Consider the following 18,541-nt stretch of genomic DNA (forward strand, 5'->3'; position numbering starts at 1 on the left):
CCGTTCATGAATACCCTCGCCCAACTCAAGGCCGGCCACTTGGCCGGCATTACGCGCCTGGACCTGTCCTGCGGGCTCACCGAATTCCCTGAGGAAATCTTCGGGCTGGCCGACTCCCTGGAAATCCTCAACCTCAGCGGCAATGCCCTGAGCCGCCTGCCCGACGACCTGCACCGCCTGCCGCACCTGCGCGTGCTGTTCTGCTCGGACAACGCCTTTACCGAACTGCCGGAATGCCTGGGCCAATGCGCCAAACTGAGCATGATCGGCTTCAAGGCCAACCAGATCAGCCACGTGCCCGCCGCCGCGCTGCCGCCGTTGCTGCGCTGGCTGATCCTCACCGATAACTGCATCAGCCAGCTCCCCTGCGAGTTGGGCGAGCGGCCGCTACTGCAGAAACTGATGCTCGCCGGTAACCAACTGACGCAGTTGCCGCAGAGCCTGGCCAACTGCAGCAATCTGGAGCTGATCCGCATTGCCTCCAACCGCCTCACACGCTTGCCCGAATGGCTGTTGACGCTGCCGAGCCTGACGTGGCTGGCCTATGCGGGCAACCCGGTGGAAATGGCCGTGGATGTGGCGGTGGACGACACGACAGCGGCTATTCCCTGGACGGAACTGGAACTCGCAGACGTGCTGGGCGAAGGTGCCTCGGGGGTGATTCGCAAGGCCCTGTGGACCCCCATGGCCAAGCCCGTCGCCGTCAAGCTGTACAAGGGCACGATCACCAGCGACGGCTCGCCGCTGCACGAAATGCAGGCCTGCATCGCCGCCGGGTTGCACCCTAACCTGATCAAGGTGCAAGGCCGCGTGGTGGGTGCCCCCGAGGACCAGGCCGCGTTGGTCATGGACCTGATCGACCCGAGCTACCGCAACCTCGCCGCCCTGCCGAGCCTGGCCTCGTGCACCCGCGATGTCTACGACCCCGCCACCCGCTTCAGCCTCGACGTAGCCTTGCGCATGGCCCGGGGCATCGCCTCCGTGGCCGCGCATCTGCACCGGCACGGCATCACCCATGGCGACCTGTACGGGCACAATATCCTGTGGAATGAAGCGGGAGATTGTTTGCTCGGGGACTTTGGCGCGGCGTCGTTCCATGCCAAGGCAGACACCTTGGAAACACGAGCCTTGCAACGCATTGAAGTGCGCGCGTTCGGGGTGTTGCTGGGGGAATTGCTGGAGCGGGTTGAAGCGGGGTTGATTGACGAGGCGCTGGTAGCGTTGCAGAAAAGCTGTTGCCAGCCCGACGTGTTGGCACGGCCGAGCTTCGAAGAAATCAACGCCTTGCTGCAATCCATCCAACACCAATAAACAAATGTGGGAGGGGGGTTTGCCCTAATGCCAGTCAGTTAAGCTTACATCGCCTCCTGTAGGAGCTTGCTCGCGAAAAACGTCAACGATAACGCGTGCTTCCTGAATGAGCGCGGCGCCTGTGAGTTTTTCGCGAGCAAGCTCGCTCCTACAAAAAGCCTTAACTGACTGGCATTAAGGCTTGCCCCCTCCCACATTTTGAATGCGTTTCTTCAGCGGATAAATCAGCCCGCCAGGCCGACGAACATATCCTGCACGTCGTCGTGGTTGTCCAAGCCTTCGAGGAAGGCTTCGACTTCAGCCATCTGCTCATCGGTCAGGCCACTTACCGGGTTCTTCGAGATGTAGCCCAACTTGGCCGACAGCACGGTGAACCCCTGTTCCGGCAGGGCTTTTTGCACGGCGTCCAGGTCGGTGGTCTCGGTGATGAACAGGGTGGTGCCTTCCTCTTCGCCGTCTTCAAAGTCCTGCGCACCGGCTTCGATCGCGGCCATTTCCGCATCGGCATCCGGGGTGTCCGGCGAGGCTTCGATCAGGCCGACATGGTTGAAATCCCAGGCCACGGAGCCGGAAGCACCCAGCTGCCCCTTGCGGAACGCCACGCGGATTTCCGCCACGGTGCGGTTGATGTTGTCGGTCACGCACTCGACGATCAACGGTACCTGGTGCGGGGCGAACCCTTCGTAGGTCACGCGGTGGTATTGCACGGTTTCACCGAGCAGACCGGCGCCCTTCTTGATCGCGCGTTCCAGGGTTTCCTTGGGCATCGAGGCCTTTTTGGCCTGTTCCACCACCAGACGCAGGTGGGCGTTGGTCGCGGTGTCGGCACCGTTGCGGGCGGCGATGGTGATTTCTTTCACCAGCTTGCCGAAGATCTTGCCCTTGGCATTGGATGCCGCTTCTTTATGTTTGACTTTCCACTGTGCGCCCATGACTCACTCTCTTCTATACATCGCGCCGAAACGTCTACTGGCCGGCGCTTTGGGGGCAGAGTTTATAGCGCGAGAACGCATCGTTCCACCAAAAAACCCTCAGGGCGCCAACTCGAAAAACGCCTGAATCAGGCGCAACGAGCGCCGCCGCTCCATGCAACCGAGCAGGTGCCGGTTGAGCAGCCCCTCGCCCTCAATCGGCACCGCCTGCACCCGCGGGTCGGGGCTGACTTCCATGGACGAGACCACGCCCACCCCCAGCTCAGCGGCGACGGCTTCGGTCACCGCCTCGCGGCTGTCCAGCTCCAGCAGCACCTTGGGCTGCACATTCGCGGCCATGCAGGCCTCATCGAAGGTACGCCGGGTGATCGAGCTGGGCTCGCGCAGCACCATGATCATGTCGTTGAGTTGCTCGAGGCGAATACCCTCGGGTTGCTGCGCCCACGGGTGGCTGGCCGGCACCAATGCGCACATCCGCGACTCGCTCAACGGTTGCAGGTGCAGACCGTTGCGCGGTTCCACTTCGGTGAGCACCGCCACATCCGCATGCTCGGACAACAGCGCGGCCAGGGTTTCCTGGGCATTGCCCAGGCGCAGGTTGACGGTAATCCCGGGGTAGCGCGCGCGCAGGCTGGCAATCATCGGCATCACCAGGTGCGGGCCGTCCGCCGCGACTTCCAGGCGCCCGCTCAGCAGTTGGCGGTTGGCCTCCAGCATGGTCTGGGCTTCGTCCACCAGGCCAAAGATCGCCCGTGTGATCGCCGCCAGCCGCGCGCCCTCTTCGGTCAACTCCACCCGCCGCGCGGTGCGGCGCAGCAACGGGATCTGGTAGTGCTCCTCCAGGGCCTTGATATGCCCGGTCACCGCCGGTTGGCTGATGAACAGCCGCGCGGCAGCACGGGTAAAACTGCCCTCGCGGGCCACGGCATCGAATGCGCGCAGTTGGAACAGGTTCATGGTTATCGGCCTCACTGATAGCTCGCATAACAACAAACAATTTGATTGATGACAAGCCAAACTGCAATTTAGGCGTCGTAGCTTCAACCCCCGATGCCTTGCGAGGACTTGAGATGACCACTGCCGCGCCGATCCTGCTGACACCTGGCCCCCTGACCACATCGAACCGCACCCGCCGGGCCATGATGGTGGACTGGGGTTCATGGGATGACCGCTTCAACCAACTCACTGCCAGCGTCTGCGCGCAATTGCTGGCGATCCTCCACGGCGAAGGCAGCCACCATTGCGTGCCGTTGCAAGGCAGCGGCACCTTTGCGGTCGAGGCCGCCATCGGCACCCTGGTCCCGCGTGACGGCAAGGTACTGGTGCTGATCAACGGCGCCTACGGCAAGCGCCTGGCCAGGATCTGCGAAGTGCTCGGCCGTGATTTGAGCACCTTTGAGACCGCCGAGGACCAGCCCACTACCGCCGCCGATGTGGACCGCCTGCTGACGGTAGACAGCGCCATCACCCACGTTGCGTTGATCCACTGCGAAACCAGCACCGGCATTCTCAACCCGCTGCCGCAGATCGCCGAGGTCGTCAAACACCACGGCAAGCGCCTGATCATCGACGCCATGAGCTCCTTCGGTGCGCTGCCGATCAATGCCCGCGAGGTGCCGTTCGACGCACTGATCGCCGCGTCCGGGAAGTGCCTGGAAGGCGTTCCGGGCATGGGCTTCGTCTTCGCGAACAAACAGGCGCTGGCCACCGCCCAGGGCAACTGCCATTCCCTGGCGATGGACCTGTTCGACCAGCACAGCTACATCGCCAAGACCGGCCAATGGCGCTTTACCCCGCCGACCCATGTGGTCGCCGCCCTGCACGAAGCGCTGCTGCAATACCAGGAAGAAGGCGGCCTGCCCGCGCGCCACCGACGCTACGCCGACAACTGCCAGGCCTTGCTGGACGGCATGGCCGCACTGGGCCTGCGCAGCTTCCTGCCGGCGGCGATCCAGGCACCGATCATCGTGACCTTTCACGCACCGCAGGACCCGCGCTACCAGTTCAAGGACTTCTACGAACGGGTCAAGGCCAAGGGGTTCATTCTGTACCCGGGCAAATTGACCGAGGTGGAGACGTTCCGCGTGGGCTGCATCGGCCATGTCGATGCGCAAGGGATGCGCGCAGCGGTCAAGGCGATCGCCGAGGTGCTGGAAGAAATGGAAGTGTCGGACATCTGATTGCCCCCTACCCACAGGATCTGAACCATGAACTATCAAAACCCCAACACCCTCCAGGCCGTCATCCTCGACTGGGCCGGCACCGTGGTCGACTTCGGCTCCTTCGCCCCCACGCAGATTTTCGTCGAGGCCTTCGCCGAATTCGATGTGCAGGTATCCATCGAAGAAGCCCGTGGCCCGATGGGCATGGGCAAGTGGGACCATATCCGCACCCTGTGCGACCAGCCGCAAGTCGCCGAGCGCTACCGCCAGGCATTCGGCCGCACGCCCACCGATGACGACGTGACGGCCATCTACCAGCGCTTCATGCCGTTGCAGATCGAGAAGATCGCCGAACACTCGGCGCTGATCCCCGGCGCCCTCGACACCATCGGCCAACTGCGCGGGCAAGGCATCAAGATCGGCTCCTGCTCGGGCTATCCCAAGCAAGTCATGGACAAGGTCGTCGCCCTGGCCGCCACCAACGGCTACGTCGCCGACCACGTGGTCGCCACCGACGAAGTGCCCAACGGCCGCCCATGGCCAGCCCAGGCACTCGCCAACGTGATCGCCCTGGGCATCGACGATGTGGCGGCGTGCGTCAAGGTCGACGACACCGTGCCAGGCATCCTCGAAGGCCGCCGCGCCGGGATGTGGACCGTGGCCCTGACCTGCTCCGGCAATGCCCTGGGCCTGACCTACGCGCAGTTCCGCGCCCTGGACAGCGCCACGTTGGCCAGCGAACGCACGCGCATCGAAGCGATGTTCGCAAGCTCCCGCCCCCATTACCTGATCGATACCATTACCGACCTGCCGGCCGTCATCGCCGACATCAACCAGCGCCTGGCCCGTGGCGAAATGCCGCAAAGCGACTGATAGAGGTCAAGACAACGACATCGCACCGGGCAAACCGCGCAAAACAGGCTTACAGTAAAAGGACTTCGTCGCCAAAGAACGAAGGTTCGCCCTGATGAGTGAGGAACCCAGCGATGCCGTGGAAAAATTCCGATACGCGCTACAGCACCATGTCGATTGCGCTGCACTGGTTGATGGTGGTGCTACTGGCGGTGGTCTACGCCTGCATTGAGTTACGCGGACAGTTTCCCAAAGGCAGCGGTGCACGGACGTTGATCGTCGAGATGCATTTTATGTTCGGCCTCACCGTGTTTGTGCTGGTGTGGCTGCGCCTGTTCGCGCGCAGCCTGGGGGTTGCGCCGAGGATCGTCCCCGCCCCGCCGCAATGGCAAAGCCTGCTGGCCACGCTGATGCACTTCGCGCTGTACGCCTTGATGATCGGCATGCCGATTGCCGGTTGGCTGATCGTCAGTGCCGAGGGGCATTCGGTGATGTTCTATGGGATCGAGTTGCCGCCGCTGATCGCTGAAAACAAGGCGCTGGCCAAAGAGATTGAAGGCTGGCATGTGTGGTTCGGCAAGGCCGGTTACTGGCTGATCGGGCTGCATGCGTTGGCGGGGATCTTTCATCATTATGTGATGCGTGATAACACGGCGCTGCGGATGATGCCGGGTAAGCGTGCTAGGCTGTAAACCCTCGGCGGCCTTGCAAGCCGCCGGTATGCACGAAGATCAGGCGAGTGCCGGGTAAGAACCGCCCGGCCTCGATCTGCTGCTTCAACGCCAACAACGCCTTGCCGGTATAGAGCGGTTCCAGCGGTACACCGCAGGCCTGTTCAGCGGTCTCGATAAAGTCCAGTAGCAGCGGATCTACCTTGGCAAAACCGCCCCGACTGGCGTCCAGCAATTCATAACCACCCTGCACCAGGGCACTCACGTTCTGTGCCACACCATGATCATCCGGTACCGCCATGGCGCCATACACCGGATGCGCGCCCGCCTCCGCCAACGCCAACCCCGCCAACGTCGTACCGGTGCCTGCCGCCAACCACCAGGCATCGTAATCGGCCCAGCCCACGGTGCTCAATTGCCGGCGTGCCTGCTCGACCAAGACCCCGCAACCCAATGCCCCGGCCATCCCGCCGCCGCCTTCGGGCACGGGGTAAAGATCGGGATATTGCGCGCGCCACGGCAACCAGAAATCCTCCGCGTGGCGCGCGCGGTAGCCGGCATAGCCCAGCCAATGCAACTGCATGCCAAAGCCTTTCAGATCGAGGACTGTGGGGGTGTCTTGAGGGTGACCACGCAACAGGCCGACGGTGGGAAAACCAAAGCGCTTGCCCGCCGCTGCCAGCGCGTGCAGATGGTTGGAGTAAGCACCGCCGAGGCTGACGATGCCGCTGGCACCGGCCTGCTGCGCCTGGGCCAGATGTTGGGTGAGCTTGAACCACTTATTGCCGCTGATCAGTGGGTCGATACGGTCCAGGCGCAGCACGGCCAGCTCGACGCCGTTCAGCCACTCCAGCGCTAACGGTTCAAGCGGTGCATGGGGAAGCCAATCGAAAGGACCCATCGGGCGGCATCTGCATCGAAAAAGGGGCGGTAGTCTAACACCGCCCCTTGCGTCGCCTTACAGCTCGGCGGCGAGCCGTGAGCCTTGGTTGATGGCGCGCTTGGCGTCCAGCTCGGCCGCCACATCGGCGCCGCCGATCAGGTGCACGTTCTGCCCTGCGGCGACCAGGCCGTCCTGCAACTCGCGCAGCGGGTCTTGCCCGGCGCAGATGACGATGTTGTCCACGGCCAACAGCTGCGGCTCACCTTCGGCACCGATGCGGATATGCAGGCCGTCATCGTCGATCTTCAGGTACTCGACGCTGTTAAGCATCTGCACGCGCTTGTTCTTCAAGCCGGTACGGTGGATCCAGCCGGTGGTCTTGCCCAGGCCGTCGCCGACCTTGGAAGCCTTGCGTTGCAACAGGAACACATCACGGGCCGGGGCATGGGGTTGCGGCTTGATCCCGGCCACACCGCCACGGGCTTGCAACTGGGTGTCGATGCCCCACTCTTTCCAGAACGCTTCGCGGTCGAGGCTGGTAGACACGCCTTCATGCACGAGGAATTCCGACACGTCAAAACCAATGCCGCCGGCGCCGATCACCGCGACGCGCTTGCCCACCGGCTTGCGCTCGAGGATCACGTCCAGGTAGTTCAGCACTTTGGCATTTTCAACGCCCGGAATCGCCGGCGTGCGCGGCGCAATGCCGGTGGCCAGGACGATCTCGTCGTAACCGCCCGCCACCAGTTGTGCGGTGTCGACACGGGTGTTGAGGCACAGCTCGACGTGGGTGGTCTGCAACTTGCGATTGAAGTAGCGCAGGGTTTCGAAAAACTCTTCCTTGCCCGGTACGCGCTTGGCGATATTGAATTGGCCGCCGATCTCACTGGCCGAATCGAATAAGGTCACCTGGTGGCCACGCTCAGCCGCCACGGTGGCGGCGGCCAGGCCTGCGGGGCCGGCACCGACCACGGCGATTTTCTTGATCTGCTTGACCGGCAGGTAGTTGAGTTCGGTTTCATAGCAGGCCCGCGGGTTGACCAGGCAGGTGGTCAACTTGCCGCCAAAGGTGTGGTCCAGGCAAGCCTGGTTGCAGCCGATGCAGGTGTTGATTTCATCGGCGCGGCCGGCGGCGGCCTTGTTGACGAACTCGGGGTCGGCGAGGAAAGGCCGCGCCATCGAGACCATGTCGGCATCGCCTTCGGCGAGGATCTGCTCGGCAATCTCCGGTGTGTTGATGCGGTTGGTGGTGATCAGCGGGATCTGCACCGCACCGCGCAATTTGGCCGTGACTTTGCTGAACGCGCCACGGGGTACTTTGGTGGCGATGGTCGGGATACGCGCTTCGTGCCAGCCGATGCCGGTGTTGATGATGGTCGCGCCGGCCTGCTCGATGGCCTTGGCCAACTGCACAATTTCTTCCCAAGTGCTGCCGCCTTCCACCAGGTCGAGCATCGACAGGCGGAAGATAATGATGAAGTTCGGGCCCACCGCTTCACGCACGCGGTGCACGATCTCCACCGCCAGGCGCATACGGTTTTCGTAGCTGCCGCCCCAACGGTCGGTGCGGTGGTTGGTGTGGGCGGCGAGGAACTGGTTGATGAAGTAACCTTCGGAACCCATGATTTCCACGCCGTCGTACTCGGCGACCTGGGCCAGCAGCGAGCAGGTGACGAAATCCTGGATTTGCTTCTCGATGCCTTCCTCGTCCAGCTCCTTGGGCTTGAACGGGTTGATCGGCGCCTGGATCGCACTCGGCGCCACCTGTTTTGGGCTGTACGCATAACGGCCGGCGTGGAGGATCTGCATGCAGATCTTGCCGCCCGCCTCATGCACGGCCTGCGTGACGATCCTGTGCTTCTGCGCTTCTTCTTCGGTGGTGAGCTTGGCCGCGCCGGAATACACCCCGCCTTCATCATTCGGGCCAATGCCGCCAGTGACCATCAGGCCCACGCCGCCACGGGCGCGCTCGGCAAAGTAGGCCGCCATGCGCTCGAACCCACCGGGCTTTTCTTCCAGGCCCGTGTGCATCGAGCCCATCAGGGTGCGGTTGCGCAAGGTGGTAAAACCCAGGTCCAACGGGGCCAGCAGGTGCGGGTAGGCAGCAGCGGTCATGGTACAGCTCCACAACGGATCATCACGGGACGTGGAGGGCTCGAATGGCACCCCATCGGTTTATGTCCCACAGACTAAGAGGCGGTGGACGACGGCTCAATGACTGAAACTGACAAGTTATTGATCCAAATGCACAGCGCCCCTTGGCAAGCCGCTGCCGGGGCCCTACCCTAGTCGCGAACCCTGCACCCGGTCTGTTGTCTGTTGCCCCATGCGTAAACTTCTCGCTTTTACCGTCTCCATGGCCCTGGTTGCCGCAGTCGCCGCGTATCTGGTCTGGACCCAGGAGCGCCCCGTGGGGCATTACCTGTCGGACCTGCGCATCACCCTCGCCGTCAACGAAGGCCTGCCCGCCGATCGCGGCAACTTGCTGGGCATCCAGCCGGAGCTGTTTCCCGCCGATTACCAGAGCCTGGAACGCCTGCACCTGAAGCTCGCGGCCTATCTGCAAAATGCCCGGGACCAGGGGTTGATCAACGAAAAAACCATCGTGGTGCTGCCTGAACATATCGGCACCTGGCTGATGTTGACCGGTGAAAAAAATGAGGTGTACCAGGCGCTGCACGTGAAGGATGCGATGAACTGGCTGTCAGTCAGCAACCCGCTGCTGTTTGCCCGTGCCTGGATCAGCGCAACCGGCGATAACCGCACCGATGACGCCTACCTGCGCATGAAAGCCTCCGGCATGGCGCGGGACTATCAGGTGCTGTTCGGCGGCCTGGCCAAGGAGTTTGGTGTCACGCTGGTGGCCGGCTCCATCGCCCTGCCCAACCCCAGCGTCAGCCAGGGCCAACTGCAGGTCGGCCATGGCGCCTTGTACAACGCCAGCGTGGTGTTCGCGGCGGACGGATTGCCCCTCGGTGATCCCCAGCGCCAGCTTTATCCGATCTACGATGAACGCGGTTTTATCGAACCCGGTGACGAAAACATCGTCAGCGTGGTCGACACCCCGGCCGGGCGCCTCGGCGTATTGGTCGGCAGTGACAGCTGGTACCCGGACAACTATCGCAAGCTCAACGAGCAAGGTGCGCAACTGATTGCGGTACCGGCCTTTGTGCTGGGTCGCGATACCTGGGATCGACCATGGCGCGGCTTCAAGAGCGTGTCCACGCCACCGGAAATCAGCCTCAAGCCTGAAGAACTCAGCGAAGGTGAGGCCTGGCGGCGCCTGACGCTGATCAGCCAGCAACCCGTCAGCCAGGCAACCGCTGGCATGAGCGTATTCCTGCGTGGGCAGTTCTGGGACCTGGGCACGGCCGGGCACAGCTTTCTCAGCAGCTACGGGCAGATCAGCGCCGACGGCGACGCCCGTGGTGCGCGCCTGCTGAATATCTGGCTGTAACCCCGTGAAGCCGGTGCGCCTGGGTGATTTGTCGGTGGGCTTCGTGCACACTCTGGCCGACGCGATCCACAGCCACGGCCTCGACCCGCAACCGCTGCTGCTGCAATACGGCCTCGACCCCGCGCGCCTCGCCGAAGCGGGTGCACGCTTGTCGATCCCCCGTTATATGCGCCTGGGCCATGCGGCCATCCAACTCACCGGCGCCCCCGGCCTGGGCCTGCGCATGGGCCAGCTCAGCCGCCTGAGCCAGGCCGGGCTGGCCGGGGTCACCGCCGCCCAGGCACCCAACGTACGTGAGGCGGCGCGCACCCTGACCCGCTTCGAGGCGCTGTACGGCTCCAACTATCGCGGCCAATCAAGTTTTCACGAGGACGCCGAAGGCGCCTGGCTGCGTTTCTATTCCATCAGCCCCTATAACGCCTACAACCGCTTCGTGGTGGACTCGATCATCGCCGGCTGGCTGCAGCAACTGTCGAGCCTGGCCCAGCAAACGGTGCAGGCGCAGCGGATTGAAATCGAGTTTGAAGCGCCGGACTACAGCGAACAGTACGCGGTGCTGGGCGATGGCCCGATCCAGTTCGGCGCCGACGCCAATCAACTGCGCCTGAGCCAGCAAACCCTGGCCCTGCGCAACCCGCAGCATTGTCCGAGTACCTGGCACCTGTTGCTGCAACTGTGTGAACGGGAACTGGAGCAGTTGACCCGCACCCGCAGCCTGCGCGAGCGCATTACCCGGTTGCTCGGGCCGATGCTCAATGGCGGCCGGGAACCCGACCTGGAAGAAGTGGCGGCACGCTTGAAGCTGCCGACCTGGACACTGCGCCGCAAACTGGCCGAAGAAGGCACACAGTTTCGCGCGATTCTCAACGATACCCGCCGCGACCTGGCCATGACCTACATTCGCGATACGGAACTGGCATTCGGCGAAATCGCCTACTTGCTCGGTTTTGCCTCGGCCCAGGCGTTTCAACGGGCGTTCAGGCGATGGAACAACCAGACCCCAGGGGAATTTCGCCGCAGTCAGCGGCATTCCGCCTGAAGTCGGTCTTACAGCTCGGTGGCGTCATCGGCCGGATCCAGAGGATCCAGTTCAAAGGCCTGGTACTCCAGCAGTTCTTCCTGGTATTCGTCCATGGTGGGCTCCTTGTTTTGAATTAAAAGCGGCTGCAGATAAATGACCTGCACAGCCAGCCTAAAGTGCCGTGATGACGAAAAAATGTCGACGTCATGACGTTCCTGCACTCCAGGATTAAACGTAGCAGCGTTGTGCGGATTTAGCACCGGGGTTTTGAGGCGCGATTGCAATCAGGGATGCACTGAAATGGAATGCATCAAGTTTCAGACTTGCGTCGACCACGGGTTTGGACACCCGCCTCCACCGCCATCCCGGCGGTACGCTCCAACGCCTCGGCAAACGCCTGGCGCTGCTGCGGTTCGATCTGCGACAGGAACAACTCGTCCACCGTACTTTCGTAGATCTTCCACATTTTTTTACGCAACGCCCGGCCGGCATCGGTGATCGACGCAAAGGCCGCGCGCCCATCGCCGTCGGAACGTGAACGCAGCACCAGGCCGTCCTTTTCCAGGCGATCTACCAGGCGCGTGAGGTTATAGCGCTCGATGGCCAGCACATCGGCCAATTCGTGCATGCGGCGGGTGCCTTCGGGGCCGCTTTCAAGGCCCCACAGTGCATCGTACCAGGCGTAAGGCGGCAAGTCGGCGGCCGCCAGGCGGCGCTCGATTTCACGGATGACCGTCCTGTGGGCCCTGACAAAACGGAACCATACATCAGGCTCTTTCGACGACATGCAACACCATCCGGCGGATTTCAAGAAGGTTGCAATAGTAGCTCATCCCGCGCTAGATTCGGCCATGTAGTTGCAATTGCAACAACATTGACGACGTTCCCACAAGGAGCCCGCCACTTGAAATCCGCCGACCCTGGAGCCTCACATGACCCCGAATAACGTAGTCAGACGCGACGTCGATCCACAGGAAACCCGCGAGTGGCTGGAGTCCATCGAATCGGTGCTGTCCACCGAAGGTCGCCCGCGCGCCCATTACCTGATCGATCAGTTGCTGGATTTCGACGTGGCGCGGCATGGTGATTTCTACGGGCGGGTGACCACGCCTTACGTCAACACCATCCCGGTGGAACGCCAGTTGCCCTACCCCGGCAACCTGGTCATCGAACGCCGTATCAACGCGTTTATCCGCTGGAACGCCATGGCCATGGTATTGCGTGCAGGCAAACACTCCGGTGTGGGTGGGCATATCGCCACTTATGCGTCAGCCGCTGTGCTGTACGACGTAGGTTTCGACCACTTCTTCCGTGGCCGCACCGACAACTTCGACGGCGACCTGGTGTACATCCAGGGCCACTCCTCGCCAGGCATCTACGGCCGTGCCTACCTCGAAGGCCGCATCAGCGAAGCACAACTGGATAACTTCCGCCGCGAAGCCGGTGGCGAGGGCATTTCGTCCTACCCCCACCCACGGCTGATGCCGGACTTCTGGCAATTCCCCACCGTGTCCATGGGCCTCGGGCCGATCACGGCGGCCTACCAGGCGCGCTTTATGCGCTACCTGGAGTTTCGTGACCTCAAGCAACACCAGGGCCGCAAGGTCTGGGCATTCCTCGGTGATGGCGAAATGGACCAGCCGGAATCCCTGGCCGCCATTTCCCTGGCCGGGCGCGAGAAACTCGACAACCTGATCTTCGTGGTCAACTGCAACCTGCAACGTCTGGACGGCCCGGTACGCGGCAATGCCAAGGTGATCCAGGAGTTCGAAAGCCTGTACCGCGCCGCCGGCTGGAATGTGATCAAAGTGATCTGGGGCGGTGGCTGGGATGCGCTGCTGGAAAAAGACACCGGCGGCCTGCTGCGCCAGCGCATGATGGAGTGCGTGGACGGTGACTACCAGAACTACAAATCCCAGAACGGCGCCTATGTGCGCGAACATTTCTTCGGCAAATACCCGGAGTTGCTGGCACTGGTTGCAGACCTGTCCGACGACGATATCTGGAAACTCTCACGGGGCGGCCATGACCCGGACAAGGTCTACAACGCCTATGCTGCCGCCGTACGCCACAGCGGCCAACCAACGGTGATCCTGGCAAAGACCGTCAAGGGCTTTGGCATGGGCGAAGCCGGCGAAGGCCAGAACATCAATCACCAACTGAAAAAGATGGGCGCCGATGCCGTCAAAGCCTTCCGCGACCGCTTCGGCCTGGAAGTGCCCGATGAGCAACTCGCTGAAATTCCGTACCTCAAGCCCACCGCCGACAGCGAAGAAGCCCGTTACTTCGCCGCGCGTCGCCAGGCCCTGGGCGGCTATGTACCCGCGCGCCACACGGCGGTCGAACCGTTGCAGATCCCCGAACTGAGCGCCTTCGCCACTCAGCTCAAGGACACTGGCGAGCGCGCGATATCAACCACCATGGCCTTCGTGCGCATCCTCGGCACCCTGCTGAAAGACCCGCACCTGGGCAAGCTGATCGTGCCCATCGTGCCGGACGAATCACGCACCTTCGGCATGGAAAGCCTGTTCCGTCAGATCGGTATCCACTCTGCCGTCGGCCAGCTCTACACCCCACAGGACTCCGGGCAACTGAGCTATTACAAGGAGAGCAAGGACGGACAGATCATGCAGGAAGGCCTGAATGAGTCCGGGGCCATTTCCTCGTGGATAGCGGCGAGTACGTCCTACAGCAATCACGGCCTGATGACCGTGCCGTTCTACATCTTCTATTCGATGTTCGGCTTCCAGCGCGTCGGCGACCTGGCCTGGGCAGCGGGCGATGCACGGGCACGTGGTTTCCTGCTGGGTGCCACGGCCGGGCGCACCACGTTGATGGGCGAAGGCCTGCAGCATGACGATGGCCATAGTCATATCCTGTCGTCGATGATTCCGTGCTGCGTGTCCTATGACCCGACCTTTGCCTACGAACTGGCGGTGATTATTCGCGAAGGCATGCGGCGTATGTATGTCGAACAGGAGGATATTTACTACTACATCACCCTGCTCAACGAAAACTACCCGCACCCGGCAATGCCCGAAGGTATGGAGGATGGCATTGTTAAAGGCATGTACCGCCTGAGCGGCAGCCAGCACGCCAAGGTGCAACTGATGGGCAGTGGTTCGATCCTGCGCGAAGTGATCGCCGCCGCCGACCTGCTCGCCAACGACTTTGCCGTGCAATGCAATGTATGGAGCGTGACCAGCCTGACCGAATTGCGCCGTGACGGGCACGCGGTGGAGCGCTGGAACCTGTTGCACCCCGAGCGTGAGCCACGCGAGAGCTACGTCGAGCAATGCCTGGCCGGGCAAACGGGACCGGTGGTGGTGGCGACGGATTACGTGAAGCTGTTCGCCGATCAGATCCGTCCGTTCGTGCCGGGCCGACGCTTTGTCGCACTGGGCACTGATGGTTTCGGGCAATCAGACACCCGGGAAGCCTTGCGCGCGTTCTTTGAGGTGGATCGCCACTTCATCGCCCTGGCTGCCCTGAAGGCACTGGCGGATGACGGCGTGATCGGTCGCGACAAGGTCAGTGAAGCGATCAAACGCTACGGGATCAACGTCGACAAGGCCGACCCCGTAGCGGTTTGATTTACTGCGCAGGCGTCGGCAGGGGCGGAATCGCTTCTGTCGGCGGCGGCAGGTCCGGCGTGGTGGCAGCGGGTGCGGGCTCGGCCTGCGGCGCAATCGGTGCAGCCTCAGGCGCGGGCACAACCGGCTCCGAGGCAGCCGGTGCGGCAGGCTCTTCCTTCGGCGCCTCGACTTTCTCTGCAGCCGGTGCGGCCTTCGGCTCCGGCACACCGAGGTCGGCCTTGGGCTGCTCGGGGATATGCTCGGCCTTCTTCACTTCCTGTGGCAGGAACACATCCACCAACGCAAAGTAACGGTCGTAGAACTTCGGCGCGGACACCGTCTCACTGGCCACCTTCACCATCGAGTCATCGGTAGAGCCGATCGGCATCGACACCGACCCCAGCACGCCCACGCCCAGGCTCGCGGAGTTGTTGACCTTCTTCAGCGCATAACGATCCTGCAGGGCATTGGCGAACATCGTCGAGTGGTTCTTGCCTTTGCCATCATCGGCGCACACCACGTTGAAGCTGATCTGCAGGTGCGTTTCGCCGGTCTGCTGGAAGCTCTTGTTACCCACGACCAGTTTCGGATCGCTGCTGGTGATGATGTAGCCCTGGCTCAGCAAGGCGCGCCGCGCGGCCTCGCACGCCGCTACATCGGTAACCGGGTAATCCCGGGAAAATGTACCGGAGTCGTCGAAGTTCTCATGTTCATAAATAGCGGTCTTGGGTGACGAGCAGCCCGCGGCGCCCGCCAGCACCAGCGCCAGCCCGAGGCTACGCAAGTGGAATGATGTCGACATTGATAATCCTGAGGAAAACGGTCTGGGCGGTATTGTGCAACAGAACGAGGCCTTGGCGCGCGCATTCCTGTCGGTAAAACGTCACAGGGTTACGCGCCGGGGCCTGCAGGGAAAAGCCCGGCGCACATATGGTCAATAAATACGCGGAGCTTGGCCGAGGTATGGCGACCGGGCCACAATATCCAGAAATTGCCCCGATGCTCCAGGTCATCATCCAGCACCCGTTGCAACCGCCCTTCGTCCACGGCCTGGTTGACCATGTAGTCCGGCAGGCAGGCAATGCCCAAGCCCTCGAGCACCACATGCTTGAGGGACTCGATGGTGGTGCTGACCAGCGGCGTACGCAACAGCGGTTCCGCAGCCCCCGGGGCAAGGCGCAACGGCCAGGGCTCGAGCTTGCCCGTGGCGCAGAACTTGTGGCGCAGGCAGGCGTGGCCATTGAGGTCCTGTGGTTGCTGCGGCGTGCCGTGTTGGGCGAAGTAGCCCGGCGTGGCGACGAGTACCAACTGGTAGTGGCCCAGATGACGCGCCATCAAGCGCGAATCTTCCGGCTTGCCCGTGCGAATCACCGCATCGAAACCTTCCTCGATCACGTCCACCATGCGGTCGGAAAAATCCACGTCCAGCTCGATCTCCGGGTAGGTGCGCATAAAGTCACTGAGCACCGGCATCAACAAGCCGCGCACCTGCGGCACACTGATGCGCAACTTGCCCCGTGGCGTTGCAGCGGCGTCCGTCAGCTCCTGCTCGGCCGCTTCCACCTCAGCGAGAATCCGCCGCGAGCGCTCAAGGAACAGTGCACCTTCACTGGTCAAGGTGATACTGCGCGTGCTGCGGTGAAACAGCCGCACGCCCAGGCGCTCTTCCATCCGCGCAATGCTTTTGCCCACGGCCGACGACGACACCCCCAGCACGCGGCCGGCGGCGGTGAAGCTGAGCGTCTGCGCCACCTGCACAAATACCGACAGGCTGCCCAAGCTGTCCATGATCTGCCTCCAATTACGGACATCCGCGTCCGATAAGTTCGGAACCTTAGCCTGTTTTTCCGTCAACCACAGCCCCCTACTCTGCCTGCTTGCCCTTTTACCTGGATAAAACGTCATGAGCAGCAGCCCTTCACTCACCGCATCAGCCCAGCGGGATTCTTTACCCTTGGGCGGTCTACTGGCCCTGGCCAGCGCCGGCTTTATTACCATCCTCACCGAAGCCATGCCCGCCGGGCTTCTGCCGCAGATGGGCGACGGCCTGGGCGTGTCGCCCGCCTTGGTCGGCCAATTGGTTACCCTCTACGCCCTTGGCTCCCTGCTGGCAGCCATCCCGCTGACGCTGCTGACCCGCGGCTGGCGCAGGCGGCCGTTGTTGCTGCTGGCCATTGGCGGCTTTGCCTTGGTCAATAGCGTAACCGCGCTGTCCAGCCATTACGGGTTGACCCTGGTGGCGCGCTTTTTTGCCGGGGTCTTCGCCGGGTTGCTGTGGGCGTTGCTGGCGGGTTATGCGAGCCGAATGGTGGCGCCACACCTGCAAGGTCGCGCCATTGCCGTGGCGATGCTGGGTGCACCCCTGGCGCTGTCGCTGGGTGTACCTGCGGGCACCTTCCTCGGCACCGCCGTTGGCTGGCGCTTGAGCTTTGCGATCATGACCGGGCTGACCCTGGTGCTGCTCGCCTGGGCACGCTGGCAACTGCCGGACTTTGCCGGCGAACGGGCGGATAAACGCCTGGGGCTGCGCCAGGTGCTGAACCTGCCGGGCATTCGTCCGGTGCTATGGGTGACGTTTACCTACGTGCTGGCCCACAACATTCTGTACACCTACATCGCCCCGTTGCTGGTGCCCGCAGGGGTCGATGCGGACGTTGACCGAGTACTGCTGGTGTTCGGCCTCGCGGCAGTGCTGAGCATCTGGCTGGCAGGTGTATTGATTGACCGGTGGTTGCGCGCCTTGCTGCTGATCAGTTGTGCGCTGTTTGGCCTGATCGCCCTTGCGCTGGCGTTGTGGATCAATGTGCCGGCAGTCATCTATATCGCCGTGACGTTATGGGGTCTGGCGTTCGGCGGTTTGCCGGCATTGCTGCAAACCGCACTGGCCCAATCGGCGGGCAAGTCGGCGGATGCCGCACAATCCATGCTGGTGACCGTGTGGAACCTGGGGATAGCCGGTGGCGGCCTGGCGGGTGGCGTATTGCTTCAAGGTTGGGGCGTCACAGCCTTTCCATGGGCGGTTGTGCTTCTGATGCTGCTGGCCTGGGCCGGTGCATCACAGACGGCGCCCCAGCAGTTGGCCCGGCCACCCCGCCAAGTCGAACGTTGAAATGCGCTGGTAGCCACAGGACTCATAAAAACGCACCAGATCCCCTGTCCCGCCGCCGTAGCAGTCCACACGCAAGCGCGTGACTCCTGCTGCGCGGGCCTGGTCATCGGCAAAGGCCATCATGCGCCGGCCAAGGCCGCGAACACTCGGGTCACGCGCGGCAATCAACAGGCGCACATACACCTCGGGCTCAGTCGCCGAAGGTACATAAGGCATGGGATCGCCCACCACCAGCGCTCCTCGGAGATGCCCCTCGGGGTCCTCGACAACCCAGGCCCCGGGCAACGCGCAGGCTTCAGCCACTTGCGCGACCCGCCGGGGCGACCCCGACCAGGGCTCGGTGCCCCACTGATGGGCATTGCCCCTGCCAACGAACCAGGCGATCACCTCGTCGAACACCTGCAGCACCGCAGGAACATCCGCCACGCTGGCGCGGCGGATCAGCAAGCCATCCATTCCTTGAATCAACACGCTTGGAACTCCTGGGTCGACGATACCGAGTACCCAGTCTAGCGCACATAAAAAAGCCCCCGGTCTTTTCAGGCCGGGGGCTTCTTGTTCAAAGCGA

Annotated in this window: 17 protein-coding genes; 8 read left to right on the forward strand and 9 right to left on the reverse strand. The window is 62.7% G+C overall.

The window, feature by feature from the left end; all coding sequences use genetic code 11:
- Positions 1-6: 6 nt before the first annotated feature.
- Positions 7-1,311 (forward strand): protein kinase, encoded by a 1,305-nt coding sequence (locus tag BLW22_RS18215; protein ID WP_074848199.1) that lies wholly within the window; start codon positions 7-9, stop codon positions 1,309-1,311.
- A gap of 224 nt (positions 1,312-1,535) precedes the next feature.
- Here BLW22_RS18215 and BLW22_RS18220 read toward each other — a convergent pair whose 3' ends face one another.
- Entirely contained in the window at positions 1,536-2,243 is a 708-nt protein-coding gene (locus tag BLW22_RS18220; RefSeq protein ID WP_027606258.1) for a YebC/PmpR family DNA-binding transcriptional regulator, read from the reverse strand.
- Positions 2,244-2,342: 99 nt separating this feature from the next.
- Positions 2,343-3,200, reverse strand: coding sequence for a LysR substrate-binding domain-containing protein (locus tag BLW22_RS18225; RefSeq protein WP_074847207.1), 858 nt, complete (start codon positions 3,198-3,200; stop codon positions 2,343-2,345).
- Positions 3,201-3,313: 113 nt separating this feature from the next.
- Here BLW22_RS18225 and BLW22_RS18230 point away from each other — a divergent pair, with 113 nt between their 5' ends.
- The 3 genes from BLW22_RS18230 to BLW22_RS18240 all read left to right on the forward strand — a co-directional run bounded on the left by BLW22_RS18230 (position 3,314) and on the right by BLW22_RS18240 (position 5,949).
- Entirely contained in the window at positions 3,314-4,423 is a 1,110-nt protein-coding gene (locus BLW22_RS18230) for a 2-aminoethylphosphonate--pyruvate transaminase (protein ID WP_074847208.1), read from the forward strand.
- A gap of 27 nt (positions 4,424-4,450) precedes the next feature.
- Positions 4,451-5,278, forward strand: a complete 828-nt coding sequence (gene phnX, locus BLW22_RS18235; RefSeq protein WP_065948389.1) for a phosphonoacetaldehyde hydrolase — start codon at positions 4,451-4,453, stop codon at positions 5,276-5,278.
- Between the two features lie 113 nt (positions 5,279-5,391).
- Positions 5,392-5,949, forward strand: a complete 558-nt coding sequence (locus tag BLW22_RS18240) for a cytochrome b (RefSeq protein ID WP_065924135.1) — start codon at positions 5,392-5,394, stop codon at positions 5,947-5,949.
- Here the strand turns inward: BLW22_RS18240 and BLW22_RS18245 are convergent.
- Entirely contained in the window at positions 5,939-6,829 is an 891-nt protein-coding gene (locus BLW22_RS18245) for a 1-aminocyclopropane-1-carboxylate deaminase/D-cysteine desulfhydrase (RefSeq protein ID WP_074847209.1), read from the reverse strand. The genes BLW22_RS18240 and BLW22_RS18245 overlap by 11 nt on opposite strands.
- Positions 6,830-6,886: 57 nt before the next feature.
- Entirely contained in the window at positions 6,887-8,926 is a 2,040-nt protein-coding gene (locus BLW22_RS18250; RefSeq protein ID WP_074847210.1) for an NADPH-dependent 2,4-dienoyl-CoA reductase, read from the reverse strand.
- 211 nt (positions 8,927-9,137) lie between these two features.
- Here BLW22_RS18250 and BLW22_RS18255 point away from each other — a divergent pair, with 211 nt between their 5' ends.
- Together BLW22_RS18255 and BLW22_RS18260 are read left to right on the forward strand one after the other, a co-directional pair.
- Positions 9,138-10,268 carry a carbon-nitrogen hydrolase family protein gene (locus BLW22_RS18255; RefSeq protein ID WP_074847211.1) on the forward strand — a complete coding sequence of 377 codons (1,131 nt, stop codon included), beginning with the start codon at positions 9,138-9,140 and terminating at the stop codon, positions 10,266-10,268.
- A gap of 4 nt (positions 10,269-10,272) precedes the next feature.
- On the forward strand, positions 10,273-11,307 hold the full coding sequence (locus tag BLW22_RS18260; protein WP_074847212.1) for an AraC family transcriptional regulator: 1,035 nt from the start codon (positions 10,273-10,275) through the stop codon (positions 11,305-11,307).
- Positions 11,308-11,315: 8 nt separating this feature from the next.
- Here BLW22_RS18260 and BLW22_RS34580 read toward each other — a convergent pair whose 3' ends face one another.
- Together BLW22_RS34580 and BLW22_RS18265 are read right to left on the reverse strand one after the other, a co-directional pair.
- Positions 11,316-11,573 (reverse strand): hypothetical protein, encoded by a 258-nt coding sequence (locus BLW22_RS34580; protein WP_137212152.1) that lies wholly within the window; start codon positions 11,571-11,573, stop codon positions 11,316-11,318.
- A gap of 26 nt (positions 11,574-11,599) precedes the next feature.
- Positions 11,600-12,076 carry a MarR family winged helix-turn-helix transcriptional regulator gene (locus BLW22_RS18265; protein WP_027606249.1) on the reverse strand — a complete coding sequence of 159 codons (477 nt, stop codon included), beginning with the start codon at positions 12,074-12,076 and terminating at the stop codon, positions 11,600-11,602.
- A 145-nt stretch (positions 12,077-12,221) separates the two neighbouring features.
- Here BLW22_RS18265 and aceE point away from each other — a divergent pair, with 145 nt between their 5' ends.
- Positions 12,222-14,882, forward strand: a complete 2,661-nt coding sequence (gene aceE, locus BLW22_RS18270) for a pyruvate dehydrogenase (acetyl-transferring), homodimeric type (protein ID WP_074847213.1) — start codon at positions 12,222-12,224, stop codon at positions 14,880-14,882.
- 1 nt (position 14,883) lies between these two features.
- Here the strand turns inward: aceE and BLW22_RS18275 are convergent, their stop codons facing one another.
- Both BLW22_RS18275 and BLW22_RS18280 read right to left on the reverse strand, forming a co-directional pair.
- On the reverse strand, positions 14,884-15,666 hold the full coding sequence (locus tag BLW22_RS18275) for a DUF2242 domain-containing protein (RefSeq protein WP_027606248.1): 783 nt from the start codon (positions 15,664-15,666) through the stop codon (positions 14,884-14,886).
- An 89-nt stretch (positions 15,667-15,755) separates the two neighbouring features.
- On the reverse strand, positions 15,756-16,652 hold the full coding sequence (locus BLW22_RS18280) for a LysR family transcriptional regulator (protein ID WP_065927027.1): 897 nt from the start codon (positions 16,650-16,652) through the stop codon (positions 15,756-15,758).
- Positions 16,653-16,767: 115 nt separating this feature from the next.
- On the opposite strand from BLW22_RS18280, the gene BLW22_RS18285 reads away from it, so the two are divergent.
- Complete coding sequence (locus tag BLW22_RS18285) at positions 16,768-17,973, forward strand: MFS transporter (protein ID WP_065927026.1); 1,206 nt, start codon at positions 16,768-16,770, stop codon at positions 17,971-17,973.
- Here BLW22_RS18285 and BLW22_RS18290 read toward each other — a convergent pair.
- Positions 17,920-18,444: a GNAT family N-acetyltransferase gene (locus BLW22_RS18290; protein ID WP_143045149.1), complete on the reverse strand. Its 525-nt coding sequence runs from the start codon at positions 18,442-18,444 to the stop codon at positions 17,920-17,922. The two genes, BLW22_RS18285 and BLW22_RS18290, sit on opposite strands and share 54 nt — an antisense overlap.
- Between the last annotated feature and the right edge of the window lie 97 nt (positions 18,445-18,541).

The sequence above is a fragment of the Pseudomonas marginalis genome, assembly GCF_900105325.1.
GTDB classification, from domain to species: Bacteria; Pseudomonadota; Gammaproteobacteria; order Pseudomonadales; family Pseudomonadaceae; genus Aquipseudomonas; species Aquipseudomonas marginalis.